This is a genomic window from Vibrio cholerae (genome assembly GCF_008369605.1).
In the GTDB taxonomy this organism is placed as follows: domain Bacteria; phylum Pseudomonadota; class Gammaproteobacteria; order Enterobacterales; family Vibrionaceae; genus Vibrio; species Vibrio cholerae.
On record NZ_CP043554.1, the window covers coordinates 2,227,652 to 2,251,800 of the forward strand.

General features: G+C 48.0%; 21 protein-coding genes and 1 other annotated feature. Of the genes, 12 read left to right on the plus strand and 9 right to left on the minus strand.

Translation table 11 applies throughout. The annotated features are described in order from the left end of the window. Positions 1-2: 2 nt before the first annotated feature. Positions 3-725, minus strand: a complete 723-nt coding sequence (gene pgeF, locus F0316_RS10340; RefSeq protein ID WP_000602844.1) for a peptidoglycan editing factor PgeF — start codon at positions 723-725, stop codon at positions 3-5. 2 nt (positions 726-727) lie between these two features. Further along, entirely contained in the window at positions 728-1,702 is a 975-nt protein-coding gene (gene rluD, locus F0316_RS10345) for a 23S rRNA pseudouridine(1911/1915/1917) synthase RluD (protein ID WP_000941106.1), read from the minus strand. A gap of 154 nt (positions 1,703-1,856) precedes the next feature. Here rluD and F0316_RS10350 point away from each other — a divergent pair, with 154 nt between their 5' ends. From F0316_RS10350 to yjjX, 6 genes are all read left to right on the plus strand, one after another. After that, positions 1,857-2,582: an outer membrane protein assembly factor BamD gene (locus F0316_RS10350; RefSeq protein WP_000877198.1), complete on the plus strand. Its 726-nt coding sequence runs from the start codon at positions 1,857-1,859 to the stop codon at positions 2,580-2,582. A gap of 401 nt (positions 2,583-2,983) precedes the next feature. Then, the gene (gene hpf / locus F0316_RS10355; RefSeq protein WP_000700176.1) at positions 2,984-3,310 is read left to right on the plus strand and encodes a ribosome hibernation-promoting factor, HPF/YfiA family; all 327 of its coding nucleotides are present in this window, start codon (positions 2,984-2,986) and stop codon (positions 3,308-3,310) included. Positions 3,311-3,414: 104 nt separating this feature from the next. Next, positions 3,415-3,536: a sequence feature (Phe leader region), on the plus strand. An 11-nt stretch (positions 3,537-3,547) separates the two neighbouring features. Beyond that, on the plus strand, positions 3,548-4,723 hold the full coding sequence (pheA, locus tag F0316_RS10360) for a prephenate dehydratase (protein WP_000130287.1): 1,176 nt from the start codon (positions 3,548-3,550) through the stop codon (positions 4,721-4,723). Between the two features lie 181 nt (positions 4,724-4,904). Then, positions 4,905-5,945: a polyamine ABC transporter substrate-binding protein gene (locus tag F0316_RS10365; protein ID WP_172626014.1), complete on the plus strand. Its 1,041-nt coding sequence runs from the start codon at positions 4,905-4,907 to the stop codon at positions 5,943-5,945. Beyond that, positions 5,929-8,304, plus strand: coding sequence for a biofilm architecture maintenance protein MbaA (mbaA, locus tag F0316_RS10370; protein ID WP_000773115.1), 2,376 nt, complete (start codon positions 5,929-5,931; stop codon positions 8,302-8,304). The genes F0316_RS10365 and mbaA overlap by 17 nt, the downstream gene beginning before the upstream one ends. After that, entirely contained in the window at positions 8,291-8,776 is a 486-nt protein-coding gene (yjjX, locus tag F0316_RS10375) for an inosine/xanthosine triphosphatase (protein WP_069731381.1), read from the plus strand. Before mbaA ends, yjjX begins: the two co-directional genes overlap by 14 nt. Positions 8,777-8,853: 77 nt before the next feature. Here the strand turns inward: yjjX and trpR are convergent, their stop codons facing one another. Both trpR and sltY read right to left on the minus strand, forming a co-directional pair. Continuing rightward, on the minus strand, positions 8,854-9,165 hold the full coding sequence (gene trpR, locus F0316_RS10380; RefSeq protein ID WP_172626015.1) for a trp operon repressor: 312 nt from the start codon (positions 9,163-9,165) through the stop codon (positions 8,854-8,856). A 54-nt stretch (positions 9,166-9,219) separates the two neighbouring features. Then, entirely contained in the window at positions 9,220-11,166 is a 1,947-nt protein-coding gene (gene sltY / locus F0316_RS10385; RefSeq protein WP_000197615.1) for a murein transglycosylase, read from the minus strand. Between the two features lie 361 nt (positions 11,167-11,527). On the opposite strand from sltY, the gene ettA reads away from it, so the two are divergent. Both ettA and F0316_RS10395 read left to right on the plus strand, forming a co-directional pair. Then, complete coding sequence (ettA, locus tag F0316_RS10390; RefSeq protein WP_000852863.1) at positions 11,528-13,195, plus strand: energy-dependent translational throttle protein EttA; 1,668 nt, start codon at positions 11,528-11,530, stop codon at positions 13,193-13,195. Positions 13,196-13,365: 170 nt separating this feature from the next. After that, positions 13,366-13,737, plus strand: coding sequence for a PilZ domain-containing protein (locus tag F0316_RS10395; RefSeq protein WP_000570784.1), 372 nt, complete (start codon positions 13,366-13,368; stop codon positions 13,735-13,737). Positions 13,738-13,789: 52 nt separating this feature from the next. On the opposite strand, the gene tyrA is transcribed toward F0316_RS10395, so the two are convergent. Together tyrA and F0316_RS10405 are read right to left on the minus strand one after the other, a co-directional pair. Continuing rightward, on the minus strand, positions 13,790-14,917 hold the full coding sequence (tyrA, locus tag F0316_RS10400; protein WP_000257619.1) for a bifunctional chorismate mutase/prephenate dehydrogenase: 1,128 nt from the start codon (positions 14,915-14,917) through the stop codon (positions 13,790-13,792). Positions 14,918-14,929: 12 nt separating this feature from the next. After that, positions 14,930-16,003, minus strand: a complete 1,074-nt coding sequence (locus F0316_RS10405; RefSeq protein ID WP_000747932.1) for a 3-deoxy-7-phosphoheptulonate synthase — start codon at positions 16,001-16,003, stop codon at positions 14,930-14,932. Between the two features lie 241 nt (positions 16,004-16,244). On the opposite strand from F0316_RS10405, the gene F0316_RS10410 reads away from it, so the two are divergent. Continuing rightward, positions 16,245-17,921: a sensor histidine kinase gene (locus F0316_RS10410; protein ID WP_149560467.1), complete on the plus strand. Its 1,677-nt coding sequence runs from the start codon at positions 16,245-16,247 to the stop codon at positions 17,919-17,921. Positions 17,922-17,930: 9 nt separating this feature from the next. Further along, complete coding sequence (gene btsR / locus F0316_RS10415; RefSeq protein WP_119464914.1) at positions 17,931-18,644, plus strand: two-component system response regulator BtsR; 714 nt, start codon at positions 17,931-17,933, stop codon at positions 18,642-18,644. Positions 18,645-18,670: 26 nt separating this feature from the next. Here the strand turns inward: btsR and nagZ are convergent, their stop codons facing one another. After that, positions 18,671-19,663, minus strand: coding sequence for a beta-N-acetylhexosaminidase (gene nagZ, locus F0316_RS10420; protein WP_149560468.1), 993 nt, complete (start codon positions 19,661-19,663; stop codon positions 18,671-18,673). Between the two features lie 105 nt (positions 19,664-19,768). On the opposite strand from nagZ, the gene F0316_RS10425 reads away from it, so the two are divergent. Then, positions 19,769-20,881, plus strand: coding sequence for an anhydro-N-acetylmuramic acid kinase (locus tag F0316_RS10425; RefSeq protein WP_001897496.1), 1,113 nt, complete (start codon positions 19,769-19,771; stop codon positions 20,879-20,881). A gap of 17 nt (positions 20,882-20,898) precedes the next feature. Continuing rightward, positions 20,899-21,822, plus strand: a complete 924-nt coding sequence (gene murQ / locus F0316_RS10430) for an N-acetylmuramic acid 6-phosphate etherase (RefSeq protein ID WP_000180252.1) — start codon at positions 20,899-20,901, stop codon at positions 21,820-21,822. A 23-nt stretch (positions 21,823-21,845) separates the two neighbouring features. Here murQ and F0316_RS10435 read toward each other — a convergent pair whose 3' ends face one another. Together F0316_RS10435 and F0316_RS10440 are read right to left on the minus strand one after the other, a co-directional pair. Continuing rightward, a complete protein-coding gene (locus F0316_RS10435) occupies positions 21,846-23,642 on the minus strand; it encodes a cation:proton antiporter (protein WP_000544192.1) in 1,797 nt (598 codons plus the stop codon). 18 nt (positions 23,643-23,660) lie between these two features. Further along, positions 23,661-24,002, minus strand: a complete 342-nt coding sequence (locus F0316_RS10440; RefSeq protein WP_002043171.1) for a DUF2799 domain-containing protein — start codon at positions 24,000-24,002, stop codon at positions 23,661-23,663. Positions 24,003-24,149 lie beyond the last annotated feature (147 nt).

Sequence of the window (24,149 nt, forward strand, 5' to 3'; positions counted from 1 at the left end):
GCTTACTCTTCAAGCCAAATAAAAGCGGCTTGGCGCCCTGTTACTCCATCGCGGCGGTAGGAATAAAAACGCTCAGCATCCTGATAAGTGCACAAGCCACTATCAAAGACTTGTTCAATCCCAAGTTCTTGCAAACGCAGTTTGACTAATTGGCTCATATCCGCCAGCCATTTCCCTTGTTGTGCACGAGGAGTGAAAGCGTATTCGGCTTGAGGATGGTGAGCAACAAAAGCGGCGAAAACATCTTCCCCCACTTCAAACGCCTGCGCGCCAATCGCAGGGCCAAGCCACACCATGACATCGCCAGACATTCTTGCCGCTGTGTGTTCAACAATGCCATTGACCAAACCACGCCAACCGGCATGTACAGCCGCGACTTGGGTACCAGTACGATTGGTCATTAATACCGGCAGGCAATCCGCCGTCATTGCCGAGCACACCACATTCGGCGTTGAAGTGATAAGGCCATCGGCATCCAACACTTGTTCAGTCGGAGCATCAACATCGAGTACCACTGTGGAATGGGTCTGGTTTAGCCAAATGGGTGAACTTGGCATCGCTGACGTTGCCACCAACGATTGCCGATTACGCAGTACAAGTACAGGATCGTCCCCAACATGCATACCAAGGTTTAACCCTTGATAAACGCCTTGCGAAAAACCACCGTGGCGAGTCGAACTAAACGCTTTGACTTGTTTGGGTGCATTCCAGTTGGGGAGAATCATGATTAATACTCTTCAGTGCGGTTTAGCTTCGCATCTTCACGCAGTGCAAGCGTCATCTCAACCATATCATCAGGCACTGGTGCATGGAATTCGAGCTCTTCACCGGTAACCGGATGCTCAAATTTCAACATCACCGCGTGCAGTGCTTGACGATCGAAGTCACGAATCATTTCCGTCAGCTCTTCCGTCGCACCTTTCGGAATGCGTGCACGACCACCATAGGCCGTATCACCCAAGAGTGGGTGTTGCAAATAAGCCATGTGCACACGAATTTGGTGGGTACGACCCGTTTCCAAACGTAGACGCAAACGCGTATGTTCACGGAAATGCTCTGCCACACGGTAATGGGTCACGGCATGTTTGCCCATCGGGGAGACCGACATTAAAGTACGTTTGGTCGAGTGACGGCCAATCGGCTTATCAATCATGCCACCCGCGGTCATTGTGCCAATCACAATCGCTTCGTACTCACGAGTCACGTCGCGCTTTTGTAGTGCACGTACCAAGCGTGTTTGCGCGGGAACCGTTTTCGCGACCACCATCAAACCCGTCGTATCTTTATCGAGACGATGGACGATGCCTGCACGTGGCACTTCAGCAATCGGCGGATAATGGAACAGCAATGCGTTAAGCACGGTTTTATCCGCCTGACCGGCACCGGGGTGAACCACAAAGTCACGCGGTTTGTTAATAACGATAATGTCGTCATCTTCATACACAATGTTCAGTGGCAAATCCTGCGCTTCCCAGCGCTGTTCGTCTTCCAGTTCTGCCTGAACGGTAATCACCTCGCCACCCATCACTTTGGTACGCGGTTTGGTGATGACATCACCATTCACGGCAATCTTGCCTTCCAACAACCACTCTTTTAAACGTGAGCGGGAAAAGTCGGTAAATAATTCAGCCACAGCTTGATCAAGACGTTGACCAAGCTGGCTATCTTTTACTGTTTGAGTTAATTCAATCTGATGAGCCATATCGAACTTTTTAAAAAACCGTGAGACTAATAGTCACTAGTATGGAAAAATACGCCGACATTGTATCTGTTACTGCCAAGAAAGTAACGAAACGATTTGCGCGCGGTTTACGCACCTATTGAAAAGCAAGATTTGCAAGGAACTCCACCCTGACATGAAATACCAGACTTTATCAGGCCTACTCGCGTTATCCCTGTTATTTGGTTGCTCTAGCAGCCCAGATGTGGTGCCAGATGTACCGCCATCACAGCTGTACTCTGAAGCGCAAACCGCTCTACAAAGCGGAACGTGGTTAACCGCTATAGAAAAACTCGAAGCGCTCGATTCACGCTATCCATTTGGTGCTTATTCAGAGCAAGTACAGCTCGATCTGATTTATGCCTACTACAAAAATGATGATCTGGCCCTTGGCCTCGCGACCATCGAACGTTTTACACGCCTTAATCCAACCCATGAAAAAATGGATTGGGTACTCTACATGCGCGGTTTGACGCACATGGCGCAAGATCGCAACTTCATGCATGACCTGTTTAATATCGATCGCCGTGACCGCGATCCTGAACCCGTGAAAGCAGCCTTTGCGGATTTTAAGAAACTGCTCCAGCGTTACCCAAACAGCCCATACGCAGAAGATGCGCAGCGTCGAATGTTTGCGCTCAAGAACCGTTTAGCGGAATACGATTTAGCGACCGCAGATTTCTACCTGCGCCGTGAAGCATGGATTGCAGCGATTAATCGCACTCAAGAGTTACAAAAAACCTATCCAGATACCGAAGCGGCACGTAAATCCTTAGAAATCCAACTCGAGGCTTATCAGCAGCTTGGTTTAACCGACGCGATAGAGCGAACTAAGCAGTTAATGCAGCTTAACCCTTTATAAGGCGCTAGAACTCACCAACAAAAAGAGCCACAGCAATTGTGGCTCTTTTTGTTTTGATTTGTTATTGATTTGGCGTAGCGATGTTTCTCTTAGACGCCCCATCACCAAAGTGACTTTTATCACAAAAGCAACATGGTGACTTTTTATCCATTAAGCTTTTTTAGGTCGAAATAAAGCGCTAAAAAATCGGAAATTTTTAGTCTCTACTTACCTGAATCTAGCGGTTTTATAAGAGATAACAAGCTTTTTCTTTACCTCTTCAGCACAAGCTTTGCGATAGATCACGTTTATTTCACATCAAGAAAAACCCTCAATATAAAGTGATACAGATCACATTATTTCCACGATAGCACGCTAATCTGAACTCAACCCATAAGGGATGACACAGAGGAAAAAGCATTATGAAAATCAACATCACTGGTAAAAACATCGAAGTCACCTCTGCAATCCGCAATCATATCGAGGGTAAACTCAAAAAATTAGAAAAATGGCAAGTTGACATTATTGGCTGCCAAGCCAGCTTCAGCGAAGAGCCCAACAAACAGAAAAAATTTGAAGCAGTCGTTAGCATTCCACGCGGTCAGTTAGTCGCTTCTGCGATTCACGAAGATTTGTATGCCGCCATTAACGAGGTAGAGCAAAAACTCGAACGACAATTGAATAAACTACGCCACAAACCAGAAGCTCGCCGAGCGGATAAAACGGAACTGAGCGAAGAAGTGGAATAAATAGAATGATGGGAGATAGCGCCTTAGGGCGCTATTTTTTTGCTTGACGCTCTCTAGGGGCTTGCTTATTGTGTGGTGACTTACTTGGATAAATATGCATTGATGACACCTCATTTCCTGTACTTTTTTGACTTCTTTTTCTCCAATAATGTTTGGAGGCTCGCTCGTTGTTCAAAGACAAGTCAAAAACGAACAGAAAGCCTCCTCTTAAGGGGGCTTTTTTATAAGGATAACTTTATGACAGACAAACAATACTCACTCGACGATATTCGCTTACGGCTAAACGAACTCGACGATCAACTGCTAAACCTGCTGTCAGAACGACGCAAAATGAGTATTGAGGTCGCCAAAAGCAAAGTCGAAACCGCGAAACCTGTACGTGATCCGGCTCGTGAACAGCAGCTACTGGTAAAACTCATCAATGCTGGCAAAGAGAAATATCAGCTCGATCCTCAATACATCACCAAAATTTTCCACACCATCATTGAAGATTCGGTTTTGCTTCAGCAATCCTATCTGCAAAACCTTGCGAATCCACAAAGTCGTAAACCATTGGCTAGAGTCGCCTTTTTAGGCGCTAAAGGCTCTTATTCACATCTGGCGACTCGCGAGTATTTCAGCCGCAAAAATACAGAGCTGATTGAGCTCAACTGCGACCATTTTAAAGAGGTGGCAAGAACCGTGGAATCCGGCCACGCGGATTATGGTGTGCTACCGATTGAAAACACCAGCTCAGGCTCCATCAACGAAGTTTACGATTTGCTGCAGCACACCACACTATACATAGTGGGTGAGTTAACGCAGCCAATAGAGCATTGCTTAGTGGCCACGCAAGAGATTCGTTTGGAGGAACTGAAAGTCCTCTATTCCCATCCACAACCTCACCAGCAGTGCAGCGAATTTCTTAGCCGCTTAAAAGGAGTCAAGTTAGAAAGTTGTGCCAGTACTGCAGATGCAATGAAAAAAGTGCAAGAGCTCAATCGTGCGGATGTAGCAGCGATTGGCAACTCAGCCAGCGGAAAACTGTACGGACTGCAACCGATTCAAGGTAATATTGCCAACCAAACCGAAAACCACACTCGCTTTATCGTGGTAGCTCGTAAACCCGTCGACGTTTCACCACAAATTCCAGCCAAAACCACCTTGATTATGTCAACTTCACAAGAGGCGGGCTCGCTGGTTTCAACCTTACTCGTGCTGCAACGTTACGGCATTAATATGACTAAGCTGGAATCGCGTCCGATTATGGGTAATCCGTGGGAAGAAATGTTCTACGTAGATTTAGAAGCGCACATTGACTCCGATGAGATGCAGCAAGCGTTAGTAGAACTCACTCAACTGACTCGACACCTCAAAGTGCTCGGCTGCTACCCTAGTGAAAACGTCAAACCCACTCAGGTGAAATTCATTTAGCGTCAATAAATTGAACCTTTTAAGCTGACAGCTTCACCCGCTCTGATTATAATGCGACCAAATTATACATAGAGTTAGGTGATCCAGGCTGTCAGCGTAGCCAAAATATTGGCTTTTACGCTATTAGGTTATTTGTCGGATCGTGACCAATTTTTGTAACGAATGGGTATCGTATTCACAAATGATCAAACGCTTTCTGTCGCTGATGGTATTGAATACTGTCTGTTATCAAGCCAGCGCTTTGGAACTGAATATCTACCTTTGGGAAGATACGATTGCACCAAGCGTAGTTGAGGCATGGCATAAAAAAACCGGCGTCTCCGTTAATCTCTACCATTTCGATAATGATGATGAACGCAGTTTATTAATGCTCAAAAGCGTACAACTGCCCTTTGACATCATGGTGTTGGATAACGTCTCCGCGTTCATTTTCTCAAGGCAAAATGTTTTTGAAGATCTGACCGCCCTTCCCAATCGTGCGAATAATGACCCTATGTGGCTACAAGCTTGTGGCACCCATGCGGTACCTTATTTCTGGGGCTCAGTCGGCATTGCCTATCGCAAAAGCTTGTTTGATAAACCTCCAACGCAGTGGAGTGAGGTCGTCGATATCGCTCCCGCGCATCGTGGACGAGTGGGTATGCTTAAAGACAGTGTCGAAACACTACTGCCTGCACTGTACATGCTCAACGCCTCTCCCATTACCGATTCTATCGACACACTAAGACAAGCGTATCGTCTTTTAGACGCCGCCAATCCCCATATCCTGACCTATGAGTATGTATTGAGCTATGTACGCAGCCACCCTCAAACCGACAATCTACATATGGCGGTCTCTTACAGTGGCGATCACTATTCACTGAACCGCTTCTTCAATACTCAAGACTGGGACTTTAGCGTTCCTGAAGGCCGCCCTTATTTGTGGGTTGATTGTATGGCCGTAAATAGCGTTTCTCCCAACACAGTGCAGGCCAAAGCTTTTTTGGATTTCTTGATGAAACCTGACATTGCCGCAATCAATGCCGAATATATTCGAGCTGCAAGCCCAAACTACAAAGCACGCGCTTTGCTCCCTGTAGAGCACCGAGAAGATCTCTCGATTTATCTCCCAGAGCAGCGATTGGCGGAAGGGATAATCGACAGCGAACTCTCGGCGAAAAACCTCAGTCTGCGTGCCAAAATCATCAGCAGTGTGACTTACCAATATGAAGCTAAACCATAGAATTCTGTTACTGATTGCACCGGTGATCCTGCTCAGTGCAGCCGCATCAAGCTACATCATTTATACCAGTCAGAAAAATGCGCTGCTAAAAAGAACCGACAGTTACCTGCAGTTGAATATTGAAAAGTTAGCCAGCCACTATCGACAAGCTCAGTCGCTCGTCAGCAGTTATGCCTTCACGCTGGCCAAAAGTGACATCATCCGCCACTACTTCTCTTTAGAAAAAAATCCTTACCGCGAACTAGAACTGGTGGATAACTTACGTGAAACCCTGCAAATTTTGCAGCCAAATGAAAAACAGCTCGTGTCGTTATCGATCCTCAATGGCCATGAAGAGCTGCTTTATTATGCGGAAAATAGCTCCGATCCTTTTGCCGAGCTTGACCCTAAGGTGATGACATACATCAAACAGCGTTTTGCATCCACACACAAAAACTCTGATATCAGCTACACTGTCAACTCAGCGGGTGAAGATATTTTGGTTCGCTACGATATGCTGGATACTCAGACACTCTCAACGCCGCTCAGTTATAACCGCCAAGACGTGTTTTTTGTGGTGGTGTATGTGGTGCTTGAGCAGTTCAGCCAACTGCGCAAAAAAATTGAATTTGATAACCAGAGCCCGATATTTTTTACGCACTCACCTCCAAGTTACCGCACGGGCTTATTGCAATCGGTTGAATTACAACCTGGCTTTTACGCCATACTCGACCCTGCACCGAAACTGATTAACGCCCAGCTTCACTCCATTCAGCGCGAACTTTTACTCTCTTTTGGCGTTTCGGCACTGGTGACGGTACTCATGCTACTGCTCCTTCTCTATCGCCATGTGATCAATCCGATCCTGCATTTGGATAAACAGCTTGAAGAGGTGGAAAACAACCAACGTAAGAACATTGAAAAACTCAATACTGACGATGAAATTGGGCGGCTTTCCTCGCGTTTTTACGCCATGTACAGCGAACTTCATTCAACCTATCAACGCACGAAAGCACTTGCGGAAAACGATCACCTCACCAAGCTGGCTAACCGCTATCAATTTCAAGTTCAAGCCGATCTGCTGCTATCACGTTGTTACGATACTCAGCATATCTGGGTCATGTATATCGACTTAGATAACTTCAAGTACGTTAATGATAAGTATGGTCACCAAATCGGTGATTCCCTACTGGTCAGCTTCGCGACCCACGTTCGCCAGTTATGTAAAAATTTTGAGGCCAGCCATAACACCTACAGTATTGCGGCCCGTTTATCTGGTGATGAGTTTGCTATTTTGCTCGTCTCCCCCAAACGGTTTAATGATTGTGCGAAGATCTTTGCTCAACGCTTGTTGGCACCGATCCAAAATAAAGACAACTCACCACTTAGCCATTTTCCCATTACTGCCAGCATTGGTATTGCGACCTTCCCTAAAGATGGCGAACACATTGAGAAATTGCTGCTCAATGCCGATACCGCCATGTATCAAGCGAAAAATGCGGGCAAAAACCAAGTCGCTTACTATTCGCAGGCGCTAGATCAAATAGTACAGCGGCGCAATAATATTGAACGAGCACTGCGCTTAGGGTTATTTGATCAAGAGTTCAATTTGGCTTATCAACCTTACTTTACTTGCTCAGGGAAACGCTTAGTGGGCTTCGAAGTATTGCTGCGCTGGCAATCTGAATTGCTCGGTGAAGTGTCGCCAGAAGAGTTCATTCCAATTGCAGAGCAAACTGGATTGTTTGGCACGATCGACCGCTGGGTCATTTCAAAAGCTTTTCAAGAGATATCAACTCTACAAGCCATAGTGAAAGAGCCGATCCAGGTGTCGATCAACCTCTCTTCGGCAGAACTCAATTCGCTGAAATTGGCTCAATTTATCCATCGACAGGCTGAGCAGTTTGGCGTTTCTCCCGCATGGATCGATTTTGAAATCACAGAAACGTTTGCCGCAGATTCGCAAAGCTTCCCATTGCTGCACGAACTCTCGCGTCTTGGCTATGGGTTAACGATTGATGATTTTGGCTCAGGCTATACCTCTATTACTCAGTTGGTGCAGTATCCAGTACAAAAGATTAAGTTTGATCGCCATTTTTTGGATACACTCATCGCCACCAACAAACAAAATGTTATTCGTCCACTGATTGATCTCTGCCACTCTCAATCCATGAAAGTGACCGCTGAAGGCATTGAGAGTGAAACTATGCATCAATGGTTGGCCGATTATGAGTGCGATTACATGCAAGGCTTCTACTTTGGTTATCCAATGAGCCTAAGCGAGATCTCCCCATGGCTTCATGCCTCCAATCATAAAAAGAAGAGTTATGCGCAAGATCATTATTGCTTCACAGAACCCAGCCAAAGTGAATGCCGTTAGAAGTGCCTTTAGCACCGTATTTCCAGATCAAGAATGGGAATTTATTGGCGTATCAGTACCGAGCGAAGTAGCCGATCAGCCCATGAGTGACGAGGAAACCAAGCAAGGAGCCCTCAACCGAGTCCGAAATGCCAAACATCGCCACCCTGGTGCAGAGTATTATGTCGGATTGGAAGCGGGCATCGAAGAGAACAAAACCTTTGCGTGGATGATTGTGGAATCAGACCAGCAACGCGGAGAATCACGCAGTGCCTGTTTGATGTTGCCACCGCTGGTATTAGAGCGTTTACGCCAAGCTAAAGAGCTCGGCGATGTGATGGATGAAGTATTTGGAACTGAGAATATTAAACAAAAAGGCGGAGCCATTGGCCTTTTAACCCGCCACCATCTCACCCGCAGCACGGTTTATCATCAGGCCTTAATTCTCGCTCTGATCCCCTTTATTAATCCAGAACATTATCCGTCAGCTTAGTGAGTATGAGTTGAAGCTCTCATTCACTTCAACTCATCGAGTTCCTCAAAAAACACTCGGCTTAGCCAGTGATGTCATTAGGCTTCTGAGGATGAGGGCGGCATAAGCAGTTGAGCTAATGCCGCTTTCTCATCTTCACTCCGTGACTTGAGCTCATTCGAACCACGCGTGATGGTTGCAATCCCAACCCCAAGCATTTGGCTTATTTGGCGCTGAGAGAGATCGCCTCGCAGCAGCTCATTCACAATATTCACTCGAGCCACTAATGCTTCACGCTCATCCGGCGTCATCAACATGGTCAGTAGCATTTCGTGCTGCTCTTGCTGCACGGCTTGCTTAACCAGATCCAACACTTGCTGCCACTCACTAAAAGAAGGTTGCTGTACCATAGTTGTACTCGTTAAGTGATACACCGGCTTATTGTAGTGCAGCAAGTTGAGGAATCAATACTTTGTATTTAACTCATGCTCATTCAAGAAGCGGCCTTGCACGCCCATCAAATCCCGATAGTAGGTTTCAAACATCAAAATGTTCTGCACATAACCGCGGGTTTCAGCAAAGGGGATTGCTTCAATAAAGCCATACGCATCCAGCTTACCTTGGCTACGTTTCAACCAACTATCGACCCGACTTGGTCCTGCATTGTAGGCAGCAAAAGCCAAGATTCGGTTCTGGTCATAACGCTCAAGCAAACTGCTGAGATAACGGCTACCGATCTCAATATTCTTACCCACTTGATAGAGTTCGTCAGGATTGGAGTAGCTCAATTGGTATTTCCTTGCCGTGTAGCGCGCAGTATCCGGCATAATCTGCATTAAGCCCCGTGCGCCAACAGGTGATTGCGCATCTGGGTTAAGCGCACTTTCTTGTCTGGCTAAAGACATTAATGTGATCGGATCTACACCATTTTTTCGACCATGCAAGGTAAACAAGTTCTGATGTACGACAGGAAAACGCAGTTGATTGTTATCCCAGAGGCTGGCGGAAATGGTCGCCGCAATGGTCATCTGATACCAACCTGAATCTGCGGCATACGCTGCCAACATCTCTTTTTCTTTCTGAGAAACTCGATCAAGCAACCAACGCCATTCACTTTTTGCCGCCGGCACTTTATCCAAGGCAATCAGTTCATCAATTCTGGCCAGCGCTTTTTTATGAGCTTTAATCTGCTTCATATCCAGCGTTACTGTACTGGTCGGATAATTGACCGACTGCTGCAAAATTTTGGCTGCCGCTACGCTGTAAAAACTGCGTTGTCCAAGCAAAGCTTTTAAGCGCTCGGTACCTTCTTTTTTCTTACCCAGCGCGATTTCACTGCGACCTTGCCAATATTGCCAACGCAGAGTTTTACGCTCTTGCTCTGGTAACACCGCAATCCATTGACTCAAACCACGCCAATCATTCTCACGCAGTGCTAGTCGAATACGCGCTTCAATCAAACGCACATCTTGGCTAGTGCGAGTCACCTCATCACGCCATTTAGCAATCGCAGCCTCTTCAGTATCCATCAAACGGATTGCAATAAAACGAGCTACTCGCCCTTTCTGCTCTTGATTCCAGCCTTGGGCTTTCGCGACATCATTGAAGACAGCTTGTGCTTCTTGAGGCTCTGATCTTGCCCACTTTTGTAACGCCAACTCTGCTAACTTTTGATTAATCGGATCTTGCGATGCTTTACGGCTGTAAGCTAACACTCGCTCAGGTTTATCAAATAGCTCAAGCATGCCTTGCGCTTTCGCTTGTGATTTTTTGCCATCCAGCTTCTTCTGTAGATAGACGATGAGGTTACGGTTACGGCCTTCAAAAGCGAGTAAAGCCCGTTTTAAAACCCAATCGTCACTCAAGCCCCCAACGCGATCCCACTCGGCAAATAACGGATCACACGCATCGGCGATACTGGCACCGTTAAGCCACAGCTTTTTCGCACCTTCAAACGCCTCATTACGCTTTCCGGTTTGCAGTTTGGCGTTGTAGTAATGGCATTGGTAAGTTTCGCCATTGGGCAGTTGAGTTTGAAATTGCAGCAATGCCGACCATTTTTTGCTGCGCGCTAAAGCGTCTAAATAGGGCGCAGCGATCCGAGCTGAAAAAGGGTACTCTTTATGACTATCGATAAAATTGCGTACTGCGATCGGCGGCTTACTGCCGAGATCGATAAGAAAAGCGCGATAATCGAGATAAGGGGTTAAGGGATAGCTATCGATCTGCTTACGAATACGTTGGTATTGAGCGACATTCTTTTCGTCCAACCAACGCTGCGCTTTATCATATTGAGCTCTCTGCGCTTCCAAATCCAAAGTACTGGCGCTCGCTGAGCCCACTGCCCATACCGTGGTGAACATCAAGATCGAAACAAGGCTACGCGGCTTAAATACCGTCAGGCGCGTCATGAGATCTCATCCTTAAAATCAGTGTGATAACAAATTATTACGCGTAATCTCGCCATAAATGTAAAGGCAAGTGAAGTAAACTTAACGCAAATAATGCAACATTTTATTGAATTTCCCACTATCGCGAACGATGAAATAAAATCTTTGCATATTAATCGACTTATTCATCATTAACACCTTGGTGAATCAAGGGTAATTGTATTGGCTGAGTGCAAAGAGTTCGCGCTCCACTCTCATTAGATAAGAAAGCGATTAAGAATTTTTTACACAGGCTGAAATGCGGGTGCTCTAGTAACAAAAAGTCTTGCTTTGGTATAGAATGGCGACTTTATTCCGTTTGAAAGATTAGGAACGATCGGCAATGGCTGAATACGTATATACCATGTCTCGGGTGAGCAAGATTGTGCCACCCAAGCGTCAAATTCTGAAAGATATCTCCTTGAGTTTCTTCCCGGGTGCCAAAATTGGTGTTCTGGGCCTTAACGGTGCGGGTAAATCGACCCTGCTGCGTATCATGGCAGGCATTGACAAAGACATCGACGGTGAAGCTCGTCCACAACCCGGTTTGAAAGTGGGTTATCTGCCCCAAGAGCCTAAGTTGGATGAGAGTAAAACCGTACGTGAAGTTGTCGAAGAAGCCGTTGCGGATGTGGCTTACGCGCTTAAGCGTCTTGATGAAGTTTATGCCGCGTACGCTGAGCCTGATGCAGATTTTGATGCTCTGGCTAAAGAACAGGGTGAACTGGAAGCGCTGATCCAAGCGAAAAATGGCCACAACCTAGATAACGCTCTAGAGCGTGCCGCCGATGCACTGCGTCTGCCGGAATGGGATGCGCAAGTGAAATTCCTCTCTGGTGGTGAGCGTCGTCGTGTGGCGATCTGTCGTCTACTGCTGGAAAATCCAGACATGCTGCTGCTCGACGAACCCACCAACCACTTGGATGCCGAATCGGTAGCTTGGCTGGAGCGTTTCTTGGTCGATTACGCAGGGACTGTGGTCGCGATTACCCACGACCGTTACTTCCTCGATAACGCGGCAGGCTGGATTCTGGAACTTGACCGTGGTGAAGGTATTCCATGGCAAGGTAACTATACTTCATGGCTAGAGCAAAAAGATGCTCGTCTGAAACAAGAAGCGTCTCAAGAGAAAGCGCGCCAAAAAACCATTGAGAAAGAGCTGGAATGGGTTCGTCAGAATCCAAAAGGTCGTCAGGCTAAATCGAAAGCGCGTATGGCACGTTTTGAAGAGCTGCAAAATACTGAGCACCAAAAACGTAACGAAACCAACGAGCTGTTCATCCCGCCTGGTGAGCGCCTAGGTGACAAAGTGATTGAAGTGAAAAACCTCACCAAATCATTCGATGGTCGTGTTCTGATTGATGATCTTTCTTTCAGCATGCCAAAAGGCGCGATTGTCGGCATCATCGGCCCGAATGGTGCGGGTAAATCAACCCTATTCAAAATGCTGAGCGGTGTAGAAAAGCCGGATTCAGGCACCATCGAGCTGGGTGATACCGTGAAACTGGCCTCGGTGGATCAGTTCCGTGACAGCATGAACGACAAGCACACCGTATTCCAAGAGATTTCTGAAGGTGCGGATATCATTCGCATCAACAACTTCGAAATCCCTGCTCGTGCTTACTGTTCACGCTTTAACTTCAAAGGCGTTGATCAGCAAAAAGTGATTGGCGAGCTGTCTGGTGGTGAGCGTAACCGTGTCCACTTGGCCAAACTGCTTAAAGCGGGCGGCAACGTGCTGTTACTCGACGAACCTACCAACGATCTTGACGTCGAAACCCTGCGTGCTCTGGAAGAAGCGCTACTAGAATTCCCGGGCTGTGCTATGGTGATCTCGCATGACCGTTGGTTCCTAGACCGTATTGCCACCCACATCCTAGATTACCGTGATGAAGGTAAAGTGAACTTCTACGAAGGTAACTACACCGAGTACATGGAGTGGCTGAAGCAGACTCTGGGCGCGCAAGCAGCAGAGCCTCACCGTATTAAGTACAAGCGCATTACCAAGTAAAATACCGTCGGGTATCACACTCAGAAAAGGTCGCCATGCGGCCTTTTCTTTTGCTCCACAGAAACCGAGTTTGTGATTGAGTAAGCTTATTTCAGCATACATCCGGTGATTTGATGTACCCTTTGCTATGCTTGTCCTATCTATACGTCGTCTTTGTCAGAGAGAACGCCATGATCGAAAAACGTCGCTTTTCACGCATCCTGTATCAAGCGCCAGCCACCCTAAGCCAAGGCGATAAACAGCTGTCGACTTGCATTCAGGATCTATCGCTGCACGGTTTGCTGCTCTGGTCAGAAGATGAGCCGGATTTAGATACTCACGCCTTAGTGGATGTGGTTTTTAGCCTACCAGAAAGCGATGTAACCATATCCCTCAGCGCAAAAGTCATCAGCATCCAAGAGCGGATCATTCGAATGGCGATCAGCCATATTGATATTGAAAGCATTGCGCACTTACGCCGCTTAGTAGAGTTGAATGTGGGCGATGACAGCTTACTGCATCGAGACTTAGAACATCTTTCCGATTTAGGACTGCATGAGTAATCCCAAGCCCAAATGGACTTGGGATGTTATTGACAGTGAGAGTGACGGTGCATTAACCTCTGTGGATCGCATCATTCGCTTGTTTGAGCAAGTTTTGGCTCTCATGCATAAACTGCTGTGAATAATCACCAAACCACTGGCTAACTCGTTCAAATTGAGCCACAAAACTCGCCTTATCGCCCGCGCTCACCAACTCAACCGCATCGCTTAAGCAGCGATGAAAACGCTGGATCATCTCAATATTTTCTGGTGATGAGAGAATAATATCGCCGTACAGATGGGGATCTTGCCCAAATAGACGTCCGACCATGGCAAGCTCTAAACGGTAAATCGGTGAACTGAGTTTCAGCAGTTGTGCCAAGTTCGGGTTCTCTTTGGTCAGATGCAAGCCATAAGCAAAGGAAGTGAAGTGGCGCAGTGCTTGAATAAGTGTCATACCACGATCATGTTCAGCCGCATCAATCTGACACAAGCTTGCACCCCAAATAGCAAACTGTTGCAAGAGCCATTGGTAGTGTTCATTGCCTCGACCATCACAGTAAACAATCACCTGCTTCGCCAAGCTTGGAACGTCTGGGCCAAACATAGGGTGCAGCCCAACCACTGGACCTTTGTGCACTTGTAGCATGGCGGCAAGCGGCTTGGCTTTGATTGAGGTGAGATCGCACAAAATGCAATCGTCCGGTAACTGGCGCAGCTTTTCGATAACACCGAGCGTCAAATGGATAGGTACCGTGACTACCACTAAGCCTGCATCACTGAGCAGTTCATCCGCTTTGTCCCAATCTTGGCTACCCAGCACTTTGACTTGATAGCCAGAGAGTTTAAACATACGGCCAAATAGTCGCCCAAGCTGACCGTTACCACCGATGATCACCACGGAACGTAACTCAGGATTGAGGCATTTAAAGCCGGAGTCCTTTTCACTGGCGTAGGATTCACGCATGGTTCGGCGCAAAATATCTTCAATCAGTTGTGGCGGAACACCTTTGCTTTCCGCTTCCGCTCGACGTGAAGCGAGCATTGCCGCTTCACGATCGGGGGCATAAATTGGCAAGCCATAACGGCTTTTCACTTGCCCGACTTGCTCCACCAATGCCAGACGGCGAGCCAATAACTCCACCATCTGCTTATCGACTTCATCGATTTGGTCGCGTAACTGATTCAACTCTACGGCCATGTTCTATCCTTGTTATCCTTGCAAACGATTGTGCAAAAAGGGAATAAGTTCCTGATGCACACGACGTAATAATGCCTCAGTCGTTGACCAATTTATACAGCCGTCAGTGATCGAAACTCCATATTGCATCTTTTCACGAGGCAGATCCGAAGACTGATTTCCTTCATTGAGATGGCTTTCAATCATTAGGCCAATGATCGAGCGATTGCCTTCACGGATTTGATGAATCACATCTTCTGCCACCAACGGCTGACGGCGGTAATCTTTACGTGAGTTCGCATGGCTGCAATCCACCATCAAAGAGGGTTCCAAACGCGCTTTTTGCATCTCTTCTTCACATTCCGCGACAGAAACCGAATCGTAGTTGGTCTGTTTGCCACCACGCAAAATCACATGCCCATTCGGGTTGCCTTGTGTAGTGAGCAGTGCCACTTGTCCTTCGCGGTTAATTCCCATAAAGCGGTGACTGGATGAAGCGGCCTGCATGGCATTAATCGCCGTTGCCAAGTTACCATCCGTACCATTTTTAAAGCCAATCGGCATAGAAAGGCCACTTGCCATCTCTCGGTGAGTTTGTGATTCCGTGGTGCGCGCACCAATCGCTGCCCAACTAAAAGTATCCGCCAAGTATTGTGGGCTAATCGGGTCCAACGCTTCGGTTGCCAGTGGAATTTCCATTTCGGCCAAATCGACCAAGAGTTGACGCCCAACATGCAGACCGTGTTCGATATCAAAACTGCCATCAAGATGCGGATCGTTAATCAGCCCTTTCCAACCGACCGTAGTACGCGGTTTTTCAAAATACACGCGCATCACTATGTAGAGCTGGTCGCTCAGCTGCGCCGAGAGTGCTTTGAGTTTTTTGGCGTACTCTTTCGCCGCATCCACATCATGAATTGAGCAAGGACCACAGACGATCAGCAAGCGAGGATCGCGTTTGTGGATAATGTCCGCCACCGTCTGACGTGACTCACGAATAAACTTACGCGCCTTGTCACTGAGTGGAATCTTGGCTTTTAAGGCATCTGGGGTGATCAATATCTGTTCATCACTGATATTCACATCACTCAATTCACTTTTTTTCATCTCATCACCTGTAATTTATTATTTACACACCTAACAAGGTTAGCTGCAAACTTAAACAGAAAACACGTTAACAGGCTTTAAAAACAATGCAAGTGTAAATTTAAACCAACATTTAATGTAAATTAAAAATTACACCTCTCATTTAATGACACTTGGCACACAAACTGGGGAATAAAGCGTGTTTTGTTCGCTTTGAGTATCTTAAAATAAGCCGTTTTTCCGCTCAGACGATGGACAGGTTATGGATCTCATCCTCTCATTACTGCAACAGATGTGTGTTTACCTTGTTCTCGCCTATATGTTGAGTAAAACGCCGATCTTCATTCCTTTACTGAACATTTCTGGTCGGTTTGACCACAAAATCAGTGTTTATGTTCTGTTTTCGCTGTTTTGCATTATGGGCACCTACTTTGGCCTGCAGATCAATGATGCGATTGCCAATACGCGTGCCATCGGCGCTGTAATGGGGGGGCTGTTTGGTGGACCTGTGATTGGTTTTGCGGTTGGCCTCACCGGAGGCTTACACCGCTATACCTTAGGGGGATTTACCGATCTCGCCTGCGCGATTTCCACCACCGCTGAAGGTTTAATTGGCGGCTTGCTACACACCTATTTGCTGCGCAAAGGCAAAGGGAAATTACTATTTAGCCCAAGTATTGTCTTTGCGGTGACCTTATTTGCCGAAATTGTGCAGATGCTGATCATCTTGGTCGTGGCGAAACCGTTTGAACAGTCTTATGCGCTGGTTTCCACCATCGCCGCGCCGATGATCATTGCTAACTCAGTCGGTGCCGCACTGTTTATGAGCATCCTGCTCGATCGCAAAACCATTTTTGAAGAGTATTCCGCGACGTTTTCTCGCCGCGCTCTGAATATTGCCGAGCGTTCTGTTGGTATCCTTGCTGCCGGTTTTAACCCAGAAAATGCCAACAAAATTGCCCGAATCGTGTATGAACAGACCAATGTCGGCGCGGTCTCGATCACCGATCGCGAAAAAATCCTCGCCTTTGTCGGGATTGGCGATGATCACCATAAACCGAATACACCGATCAGCTCGCAGAGCACGCTCGATGCGATTAATCGCAACGCCATCATCTATCTCGATGGCAAAGAGCATCCTTATCAATGTTCTTTGTCTCCGACCTGCAAACTGGGGTCTGCGTTAATCATTCCGTTGCGAGCAGGCGATCGGGTGATCGGCACCATCAAACTCTACGAACCAAAACGTAAGCTGTTTTCCACCATCAATATGTCAATGGCACAGGGCATCGCCCAACTGCTATCCAGTCAAATTCTGTATGGCGAATATCAGCAAAAACAAATCCTGCTCTCGCGGGCGGAAATCAAACTGCTGCAAGCGCAGGTTAATCCGCATTTTCTGTTTAACGCACTCAACACCATCAGTGCGGTGATCCGCCGCGAGCCAGATAAAGCTCGCGAGCTGATTTTGCATCTGTCGCAATTTTTCCGCAGCAACCTCAAACAGAACGTCGAAACCGTCACTTTGCGTGAAGAGCTTGCCCACGTGAACGCTTACCTCACTATTGAAAAAGCGCGCTTTAGTGACAGGCTCGATGTGGAAATTGCGATTGATGATGCCCTGCTAGAACGTAATGTCCCCAGCTTCACTTTGCAGCCTTTGGTGGAAAATGCCATCAAACACGGCACCTCTAACCTACTCGAAGCTGGCAAAGTGCGCATTTACAGTGAAATGGTTGAAGGGGGAATGCGCGTCGTGGTGGAAGACAACGCCGGGCTCTATCAGCCTCCGAGTGAAGATTATGATGGTTTAGGGATGCAAATTGTTGAAAAACGCCTCACCAACAAATTTGGTACAAAATCAGGGCTACAGATTGAGGTCGCGCCACAAGAGTACACGCGAATGAGCTTTATCATTCCCGAACAAGGAACCTACTAAGGGATTAACATGTTATCTGCACTACTCATTGACGATGAACGCTTTGCCCGTGAAGAGCTCGCGGAGCTATTAACCGAAAGCGGTCAGATTGAGGTCATCGGCCAAGCCAGCAATGCAATTGAAGGGTTGAAAAAAATCAATCAGCTCAAGCCAGATGTGGTGTTTTTGGATATTCAGATGCCGCAAATTTCGGGCATTGAGCTGCTAAGTATGCTTGACCCAGAGACCATGCCTGAGGTGGTGTTTGTTACCGCCTACGATCAATATGCGCTGCAAGCGTTTGAAGATAACGCGTTTGACTATCTGCTCAAGCCGGTCGACACCGAACGTTTAGCCAAAACCGTGCAGCGTTTGCTGCGCCAACATAAGAAAAGTGACTACTCACCACTGACGCAACCGAGCTTAGATCAGATCCCTTGCACGGGTTTAAACCGAATTGTGCTACTGCCGATTAATGAAGTGGAATTTGCCTACAGTGACATCAGTGGCGTCAATGTGCAGACTGCGCAGCAAAAAGCGACCAGTCAATTGACCTTGAAGGTGTTGGAAGAGAAAACCGCGTTAGTGCGCTGCCATCGCCAGTACTTGGTGAATTTGAAAGCGATTCGCGAAATAAAACTGTTAGAAAACGGGCTGGCGGAGATGATCACTCATGCAGGCCATAAGGTTCCGGTCAGCCGCCGTTATCTTAAAGAGCTGAAAGAGATGCTGGGATTTTACTGATCCAAGCTCTACTTCTATGAGGAAAACTATTCGGAGAACTGCTCGATTAAGCGCTGCATATTGGCTGACGCTTGCTGCCAACGCTCTAAACGCTTCAGCTCACTGTAGCTAAATTGCTGCTTTTTCAGCAGTGCTTCAGCTTGTGGTACTTCCATGATCGGAAGGTTATCCAGCACTTCGACCGCCGCCTCACGCTTGTTACACATCAAAATCATGTCACAACCCGCGACCAAAGCTTGATGGGAGCGCTCAACTGGCCCCCCCATCACGGCTGCGCCTTCCATGCTCAAATCATCAGAGAACACGATGCCTTTAAAGCCGAGTTCTTCACGTAACACTTGTTTTAACCAGTAGCTCGAACCACTCGCAGGTTGAGCATCGTAATGCGGATACACCACATGCGCTGGCATCATAGCATCCAGCACTCCAGCCTCAATTTGCGAACGGAAAATCGTCATGTCTTGCGCAATCGTCTCTCGCTCATCGTAAGGGGTTTCTAAATGGGAATCGGCAATCACAGCACCATGGCCGGGGAAGTGTTTGCCAGTGGTCGCCATGCCGACGGCTTTCATGCCGCGCAGAAAAGCACTGCTGTGATTGAGTACAGTTTGAACATCTTCACCAAAAGCGCGGTTGCCAATCGCTTTACACGCAAAGCCCATATCAAGCACGGGCGCAAAACTCAAATCGACATCGTGTGCAATCAGCTCTGCCGCCATCAACCAACCACCTTGTTCAGCGAGATCAACGCCATTCTCAGCACGAGCGTAATACTGCGCAGGGGGAATGCGGGAAAAGCCTTCACGGAAACGCTGCACGCGGCCACCTTCTTGATCGACACCAATCAAAATCGGTCTTTTCGCCGCTTGACGGATCGCTTTATTGAGTGCCAGCAATTGCTGGTTATCGTGATAGTTGCGACCAAACAGAATCACACCACCCACTGTAGGGTGCTGCAGAATTTCGCGATCTTCGGCACTCAGTTCGTAACCGGCCACATCCAACCAAAGCGGTCCCATGCTTGCTCCTTGAAAAAATTGGCAAAATTGTCACAAGCCACGAGGTTATTCAGTTTATTTTTCAATTACAATGCCTTTGTTTGAATATGACAGAGGGATAACCAAATGGCAGAACGCGAACTCTATATCGGTGTGATGTCGGGAACCAGTTTGGATGGTGTGGATACCGCTTTAGTGGCGCTGCAAGACGATAACATCGAACTGCTGGCTCACCACGACTACCCAATGCCTGCCGACCTCAAGCAGCGGCTGCTCAATGTCTGCATCGGCCAACCAACCACCTTGATTGCGATGGGTGAATTAGAGCACGATCTTGGCCATCTGTTTAGTGATGCTGTGCTGGCACTTTTGCAGCACAGCAGTTATCGCGCCGAGCACATCCGTGCGATCGGCTGTCATGGACAAACCGTGTTCCATCAGCCTACCGGCACCAAACCTTTTACCATGCAAATTGGCGATGCCAACATTATCGCGGCGCGCACAGGCATTACGACTGTCGCCGATTTTCGGCGCAAAGATGTTGCGCTCGGTGGGCAAGGCGCACCGTTAGTTCCCGCGTTTCATCGCACGATTTTTCATGCTGAGCAATCGACCGTAGTCGTGCTCAATATAGGGGGGATTGCCAATATTTCGGTGCTCAAGCCCAATGGTGAAGTGGTGGGCTATGACACCGGCCCCGGCAATATGCTGATGGATAGCTGGTGCCAAAAGGAACGTAACCAGCCTTACGATAAAGATGCCCTGTGGGCCAAACAAGGCAGCGTGAATGCCGCATTACTTAGCCATTTAAAACAAGACCATTACTTTGCTCTGCCAGCTCCCAAAAGCACAGGCCGCGAGCTGTTTAATCTGCCTTGGTTAGAAACGCAGCTCGCCACGTTTTCGGTTGATGCCACCGATGTGCAACGCACCTTGTGTGAATTCACCGCGCAAACCATTGTTGAGCAAGTCGCACCATTCGCCGAAGGGCCACAACCACAGCTTTTAGTGTGTGGCGGCGGTGCGCAAAATCCTTTACTCATGGAACGCTTACAAGCCTTGCTGCCAAGCTGGCAAGTTGCCCCAACCACCCAAATGGGCGTGGATGGCGATAATATGGAAGCCATGGCTTTCGCTTGGCTGGCACAAAGGCGCATGCACGGTTTACCCAGTAATTTGCCCGCAGTGACGGGCGCATCACGTCTTGCGAGTCTTGGCGTGATTTACTACCCCGATTAATCGCTACAGGAATTTTTATGACCAACGATGCACTTATTGCCGCGCTTTCTCATCTGGTTTCCGAAGGTCGTAACCCCGATACGATGGATATTGATTTGCTCTCATCACAAGAAATTGTCGAGCGGCTTAATCAACAAGACAAACAAGTGCCACTGGCGGTGGAAGCGGTATTGCCGCAGATTGCCCAAGCGGTTGATAAAATCACTGCCGCCTTCAAACAAGGTGGCCGCTTGATCTACTTAGGGGCAGGTACCAGCGGTCGTCTGGGTGTGCTGGATGCCTCAGAATGCCCACCCACTTTCGGAGTGAGCGATCAAATGGTGATTGGACTGATTGCCGGAGGCAAAGAGGCAATGTTTACCGCACAAGAAGGGGCGGAAGATAACGCCACGCTGGGCGCACATGATTTACAGCAAATCGACTTTAGCAGCAAAGATGTGCTCGTCGGGATTGCGGCGAGTGGCCGCACACCTTATGTGATTGGCGCGTTAGAGTACGCCAATGATTTAGGCGCGACCACCATCGCACTCTCGTGCAACCCTGATTCTCCGATTGCCGAAATCGCCCAGATTGCCATTTCTCCGGTCGTCGGACCGGAAGCGTTAACGGGTTCAACCCGACTTAAATCCGGTACAGCGCAGAAGTTGGTGCTCAATATGCTCACGACTGCGAGCATGATCCGTCTTGGTAAAAGCTATCAAAATCTGATGGTCGATGTCCGAGCCACCAACCGCAAGCTGATTGCCCGAGCGGTGCGAATTGTCATGCAAGCGACCGATTGCCAACGCGAAGAAGCCGAAGCACTACTCAAAGAGAGCCACAACAACGCGAAACTGGCGATTTTGATGCATCTGACCGGCATGAACTACGAGCAAGCGACCGCGAAACTCTCGCAGTCGGACGGCTTCTTACGCCGCGCCATGGAAGAGCACGAAGAGTAATTAGCCAGAGCAAAACGAGAGCCCTATGGGCTCTCGTGACTTTTGATCAGAGACACGACAATTTCGCCCTCTTTCGGCGCAAAACTCGCCACATCCTGACACATCTGCACCCGCCCACGACTGTCGACTAAAAACAGCGGCAAAACAAAACTCTCTTTGTGGGTTTGCTGATAATCCTGATAAGTGAAGTTTTCGCTCAATTTGGTGTGCTTCACTTCCGCACCTTGGCCGACCAAACTCGCCAGTTTTTTGTAACTCACTTCACCACCTAGAAACGGCAAGCCATGATATTCCTGAGCGACGAGATGCTTTTCACTGACGTTATTGGTTGGATTATCGTTGAGGCAAAACACACGCTTATCGCCAAAATCCGATAAAAACTGCATACAGGCCATGATGTTGAAGTGTTTGTCAGGGCTCAGTGCCAACACATGCCCAATCCCAATCAAATTAAGGTAGTCCTCGGCATGGCTGGAAATCGGGTTGCCGTAATAGTGCTCAAGCCCGGCCATTCTTGCTTGGCGAATGTAGTCCCAGTTGGAATCCGTCACCACCACTCGACAATCGTACTTAGCTATCGCTAAACCGACCTGACGCGCCACATCATTGGCACCGATGATCAAGAAGCCTTTCGGCGCAGGTTCTGACACTTTCAATGCCAACGCCATTGGTCGAGCAGTCGCACTTTGCAGCACGACAGTGCCAATGATCACCATAAAGGTCAGCGGCACTAATAGCTTGGCATCAGCGATGCCAAACTCCATCAATTTGATGGCAAATAGAGAAGAGATCGAAGCGGCCACAATCCCGCGCGGAGCCACCCAAGCTAAAAAGGCTTTTTCACGAACATTGAGCGTGCTGCGCAACGTTGAAATGAAGATAGACGCAGGACGAGCCAGAAGTTGCATCACCACAAACAGCCCCAAGGCGCTCCAGCCCAACGCTTGGAAATCCGCCACTTCAATCCGCGCCGCAAGCAGAATAAACAGCCCTGTGATCAGCAAAATCGTTAAGTGCTCTTTAAAGTGCAAGATGTGCTGAATATTGACCCCTTTGGCATTCGCCAGCCACATCCCCATGACTGTCACTGTCAGTAGGCCAGATTCGGACTCCAAGGCATTAGACGCAGCAAACACACCGAGCACGACACTCAGCACCGCAAACGGCTGCAAGTACTCCGGCAATAAGCCTCTGCGCAGTACCGCCGCCACCGCTACTCCAGAAGCGATACCAATGGAAAAACCGACCAATAAAATCAGGCTAAACACTTCTAGGCTATGAGCATGGCTGCTGGATACGATGAATTCATACACCATCACCACAAACAGTGCACCAAGTGGGTCTATTAAAATCCCCTCCCAACGCAGAATATTCGCTAAGCGTGCGGTTGGGCGTACTGTGCGCAACAAAGGCACAATCACGGTTGGGCCCGTGACCACAGTCAAACTGCCAAACATCAGTGCTAACGGCCATTCAAAGCCAAGCAACCAATGCGCAGCCGTGCTGGTGATCCCCCATGAGACGAGTGCGCCAACCGTGACAATGCTCCAGACTGTATTACTGACGCCGCGGATCTCTTTGAAATTTAGAGTGAGACTGCCTTCAAACAAAATCACCGCCACGGCAAGTGAAACAAGCGGAAAGAGCAAATCACCCATCAGGGCTTCCGGGTTTAACACCCCAAATACTGGGCCAGCTAAAATCCCCGCCAACAGCAAAAATAAGATGGCTGGCAGACGTAACCGCCAGGCTAACCACTGACATCCTAAACCGACTACGCCAACCGCAGCGATAGTCAGAGCAATAGACTCTTCGTGCATGATTGCACCTCTTATCGGTTATTGATTGTACTCATTCCAACCGCGTTGCCACTCCATACGAAAACGCTGCGCCTGCTCTGTACCTTCACAAATCCCTTCATAATATTGGCCGCTCAAGCCAATTTGGTAAGCCACATCAGGGTTACAATATTGCTCTAATCCCTTTTGGTAGCCTTGTTCATAATCACCCAATTTGGCTGAGCCGAGCTCCATTAAGCTTTTATAGCTGCGCTGGGTATGACCGGTCACGGCATCCTGATAACCGATTTGATACCAGTTGCCCTCTTGTACTAACTGTGACTCACTCGCTGAACAAGCGGCAAGCAGCACAATACAGCCCATTACTATCCATTTTTTCATGTTTTACCTTGAGTTAGACGAACGCATTTTGTTGATGAAATGAGCATGCCATTGAATAGCATAGCCTGCTACTCAATTTTCATGCTCGCGTCGCGACTTCAAGTCAGAAGTGGGTATATTCAAAACCACTTATTTAGCTAAAACACC

Bases quoted from the DNA above. Each gene is read 5' to 3' on its own strand.
- pgeF (WP_000602844.1), bottom strand. From the start codon at position 725: ATGATTCTCCCCAACTGGAATGCACCCAAACAAGTCAAAGCGTTTAGT.
- rluD (WP_000941106.1), bottom strand. From the start codon at position 1,702: ATGGCTCATCAGATTGAATTAACTCAAACAGTAAAAGATAGCCAGCTT.
- F0316_RS10350 (WP_000877198.1), top strand. From the start codon at position 1,857: ATGAAATACCAGACTTTATCAGGCCTACTCGCGTTATCCCTGTTATTT.
- hpf (WP_000700176.1), top strand. From the start codon at position 2,984: ATGAAAATCAACATCACTGGTAAAAACATCGAAGTCACCTCTGCAATC.
- pheA (WP_000130287.1), top strand. From the start codon at position 3,548: ATGACAGACAAACAATACTCACTCGACGATATTCGCTTACGGCTAAAC.
- F0316_RS10365 (WP_172626014.1), top strand. From the start codon at position 4,905: ATGATCAAACGCTTTCTGTCGCTGATGGTATTGAATACTGTCTGTTAT.
- mbaA (WP_000773115.1), top strand. From the start codon at position 5,929: ATGAAGCTAAACCATAGAATTCTGTTACTGATTGCACCGGTGATCCTG.
- trpR (WP_172626015.1), bottom strand. From the start codon at position 9,165: ATGGTACAGCAACCTTCTTTTAGTGAGTGGCAGCAAGTGTTGGATCTG.
- sltY (WP_000197615.1), bottom strand. From the start codon at position 11,166: ATGACGCGCCTGACGGTATTTAAGCCGCGTAGCCTTGTTTCGATCTTG.
- ettA (WP_000852863.1), top strand. From the start codon at position 11,528: ATGGCTGAATACGTATATACCATGTCTCGGGTGAGCAAGATTGTGCCA.
- F0316_RS10395 (WP_000570784.1), top strand. From the start codon at position 13,366: ATGATCGAAAAACGTCGCTTTTCACGCATCCTGTATCAAGCGCCAGCC.
- tyrA (WP_000257619.1), bottom strand. From the start codon at position 14,917: ATGGCCGTAGAGTTGAATCAGTTACGCGACCAAATCGATGAAGTCGAT.
- F0316_RS10405 (WP_000747932.1), bottom strand. From the start codon at position 16,003: ATGAAAAAAAGTGAATTGAGTGATGTGAATATCAGTGATGAACAGATA.
- F0316_RS10410 (WP_149560467.1), top strand. From the start codon at position 16,245: ATGGATCTCATCCTCTCATTACTGCAACAGATGTGTGTTTACCTTGTT.
- btsR (WP_119464914.1), top strand. From the start codon at position 17,931: ATGTTATCTGCACTACTCATTGACGATGAACGCTTTGCCCGTGAAGAG.
- nagZ (WP_149560468.1), bottom strand. From the start codon at position 19,663: ATGGGACCGCTTTGGTTGGATGTGGCCGGTTACGAACTGAGTGCCGAA.
- F0316_RS10425 (WP_001897496.1), top strand. From the start codon at position 19,769: ATGGCAGAACGCGAACTCTATATCGGTGTGATGTCGGGAACCAGTTTG.
- murQ (WP_000180252.1), top strand. From the start codon at position 20,899: ATGACCAACGATGCACTTATTGCCGCGCTTTCTCATCTGGTTTCCGAA.
- F0316_RS10435 (WP_000544192.1), bottom strand. From the start codon at position 23,642: ATGCACGAAGAGTCTATTGCTCTGACTATCGCTGCGGTTGGCGTAGTC.
- F0316_RS10440 (WP_002043171.1), bottom strand. From the start codon at position 24,002: ATGAAAAAATGGATAGTAATGGGCTGTATTGTGCTGCTTGCCGCTTGT.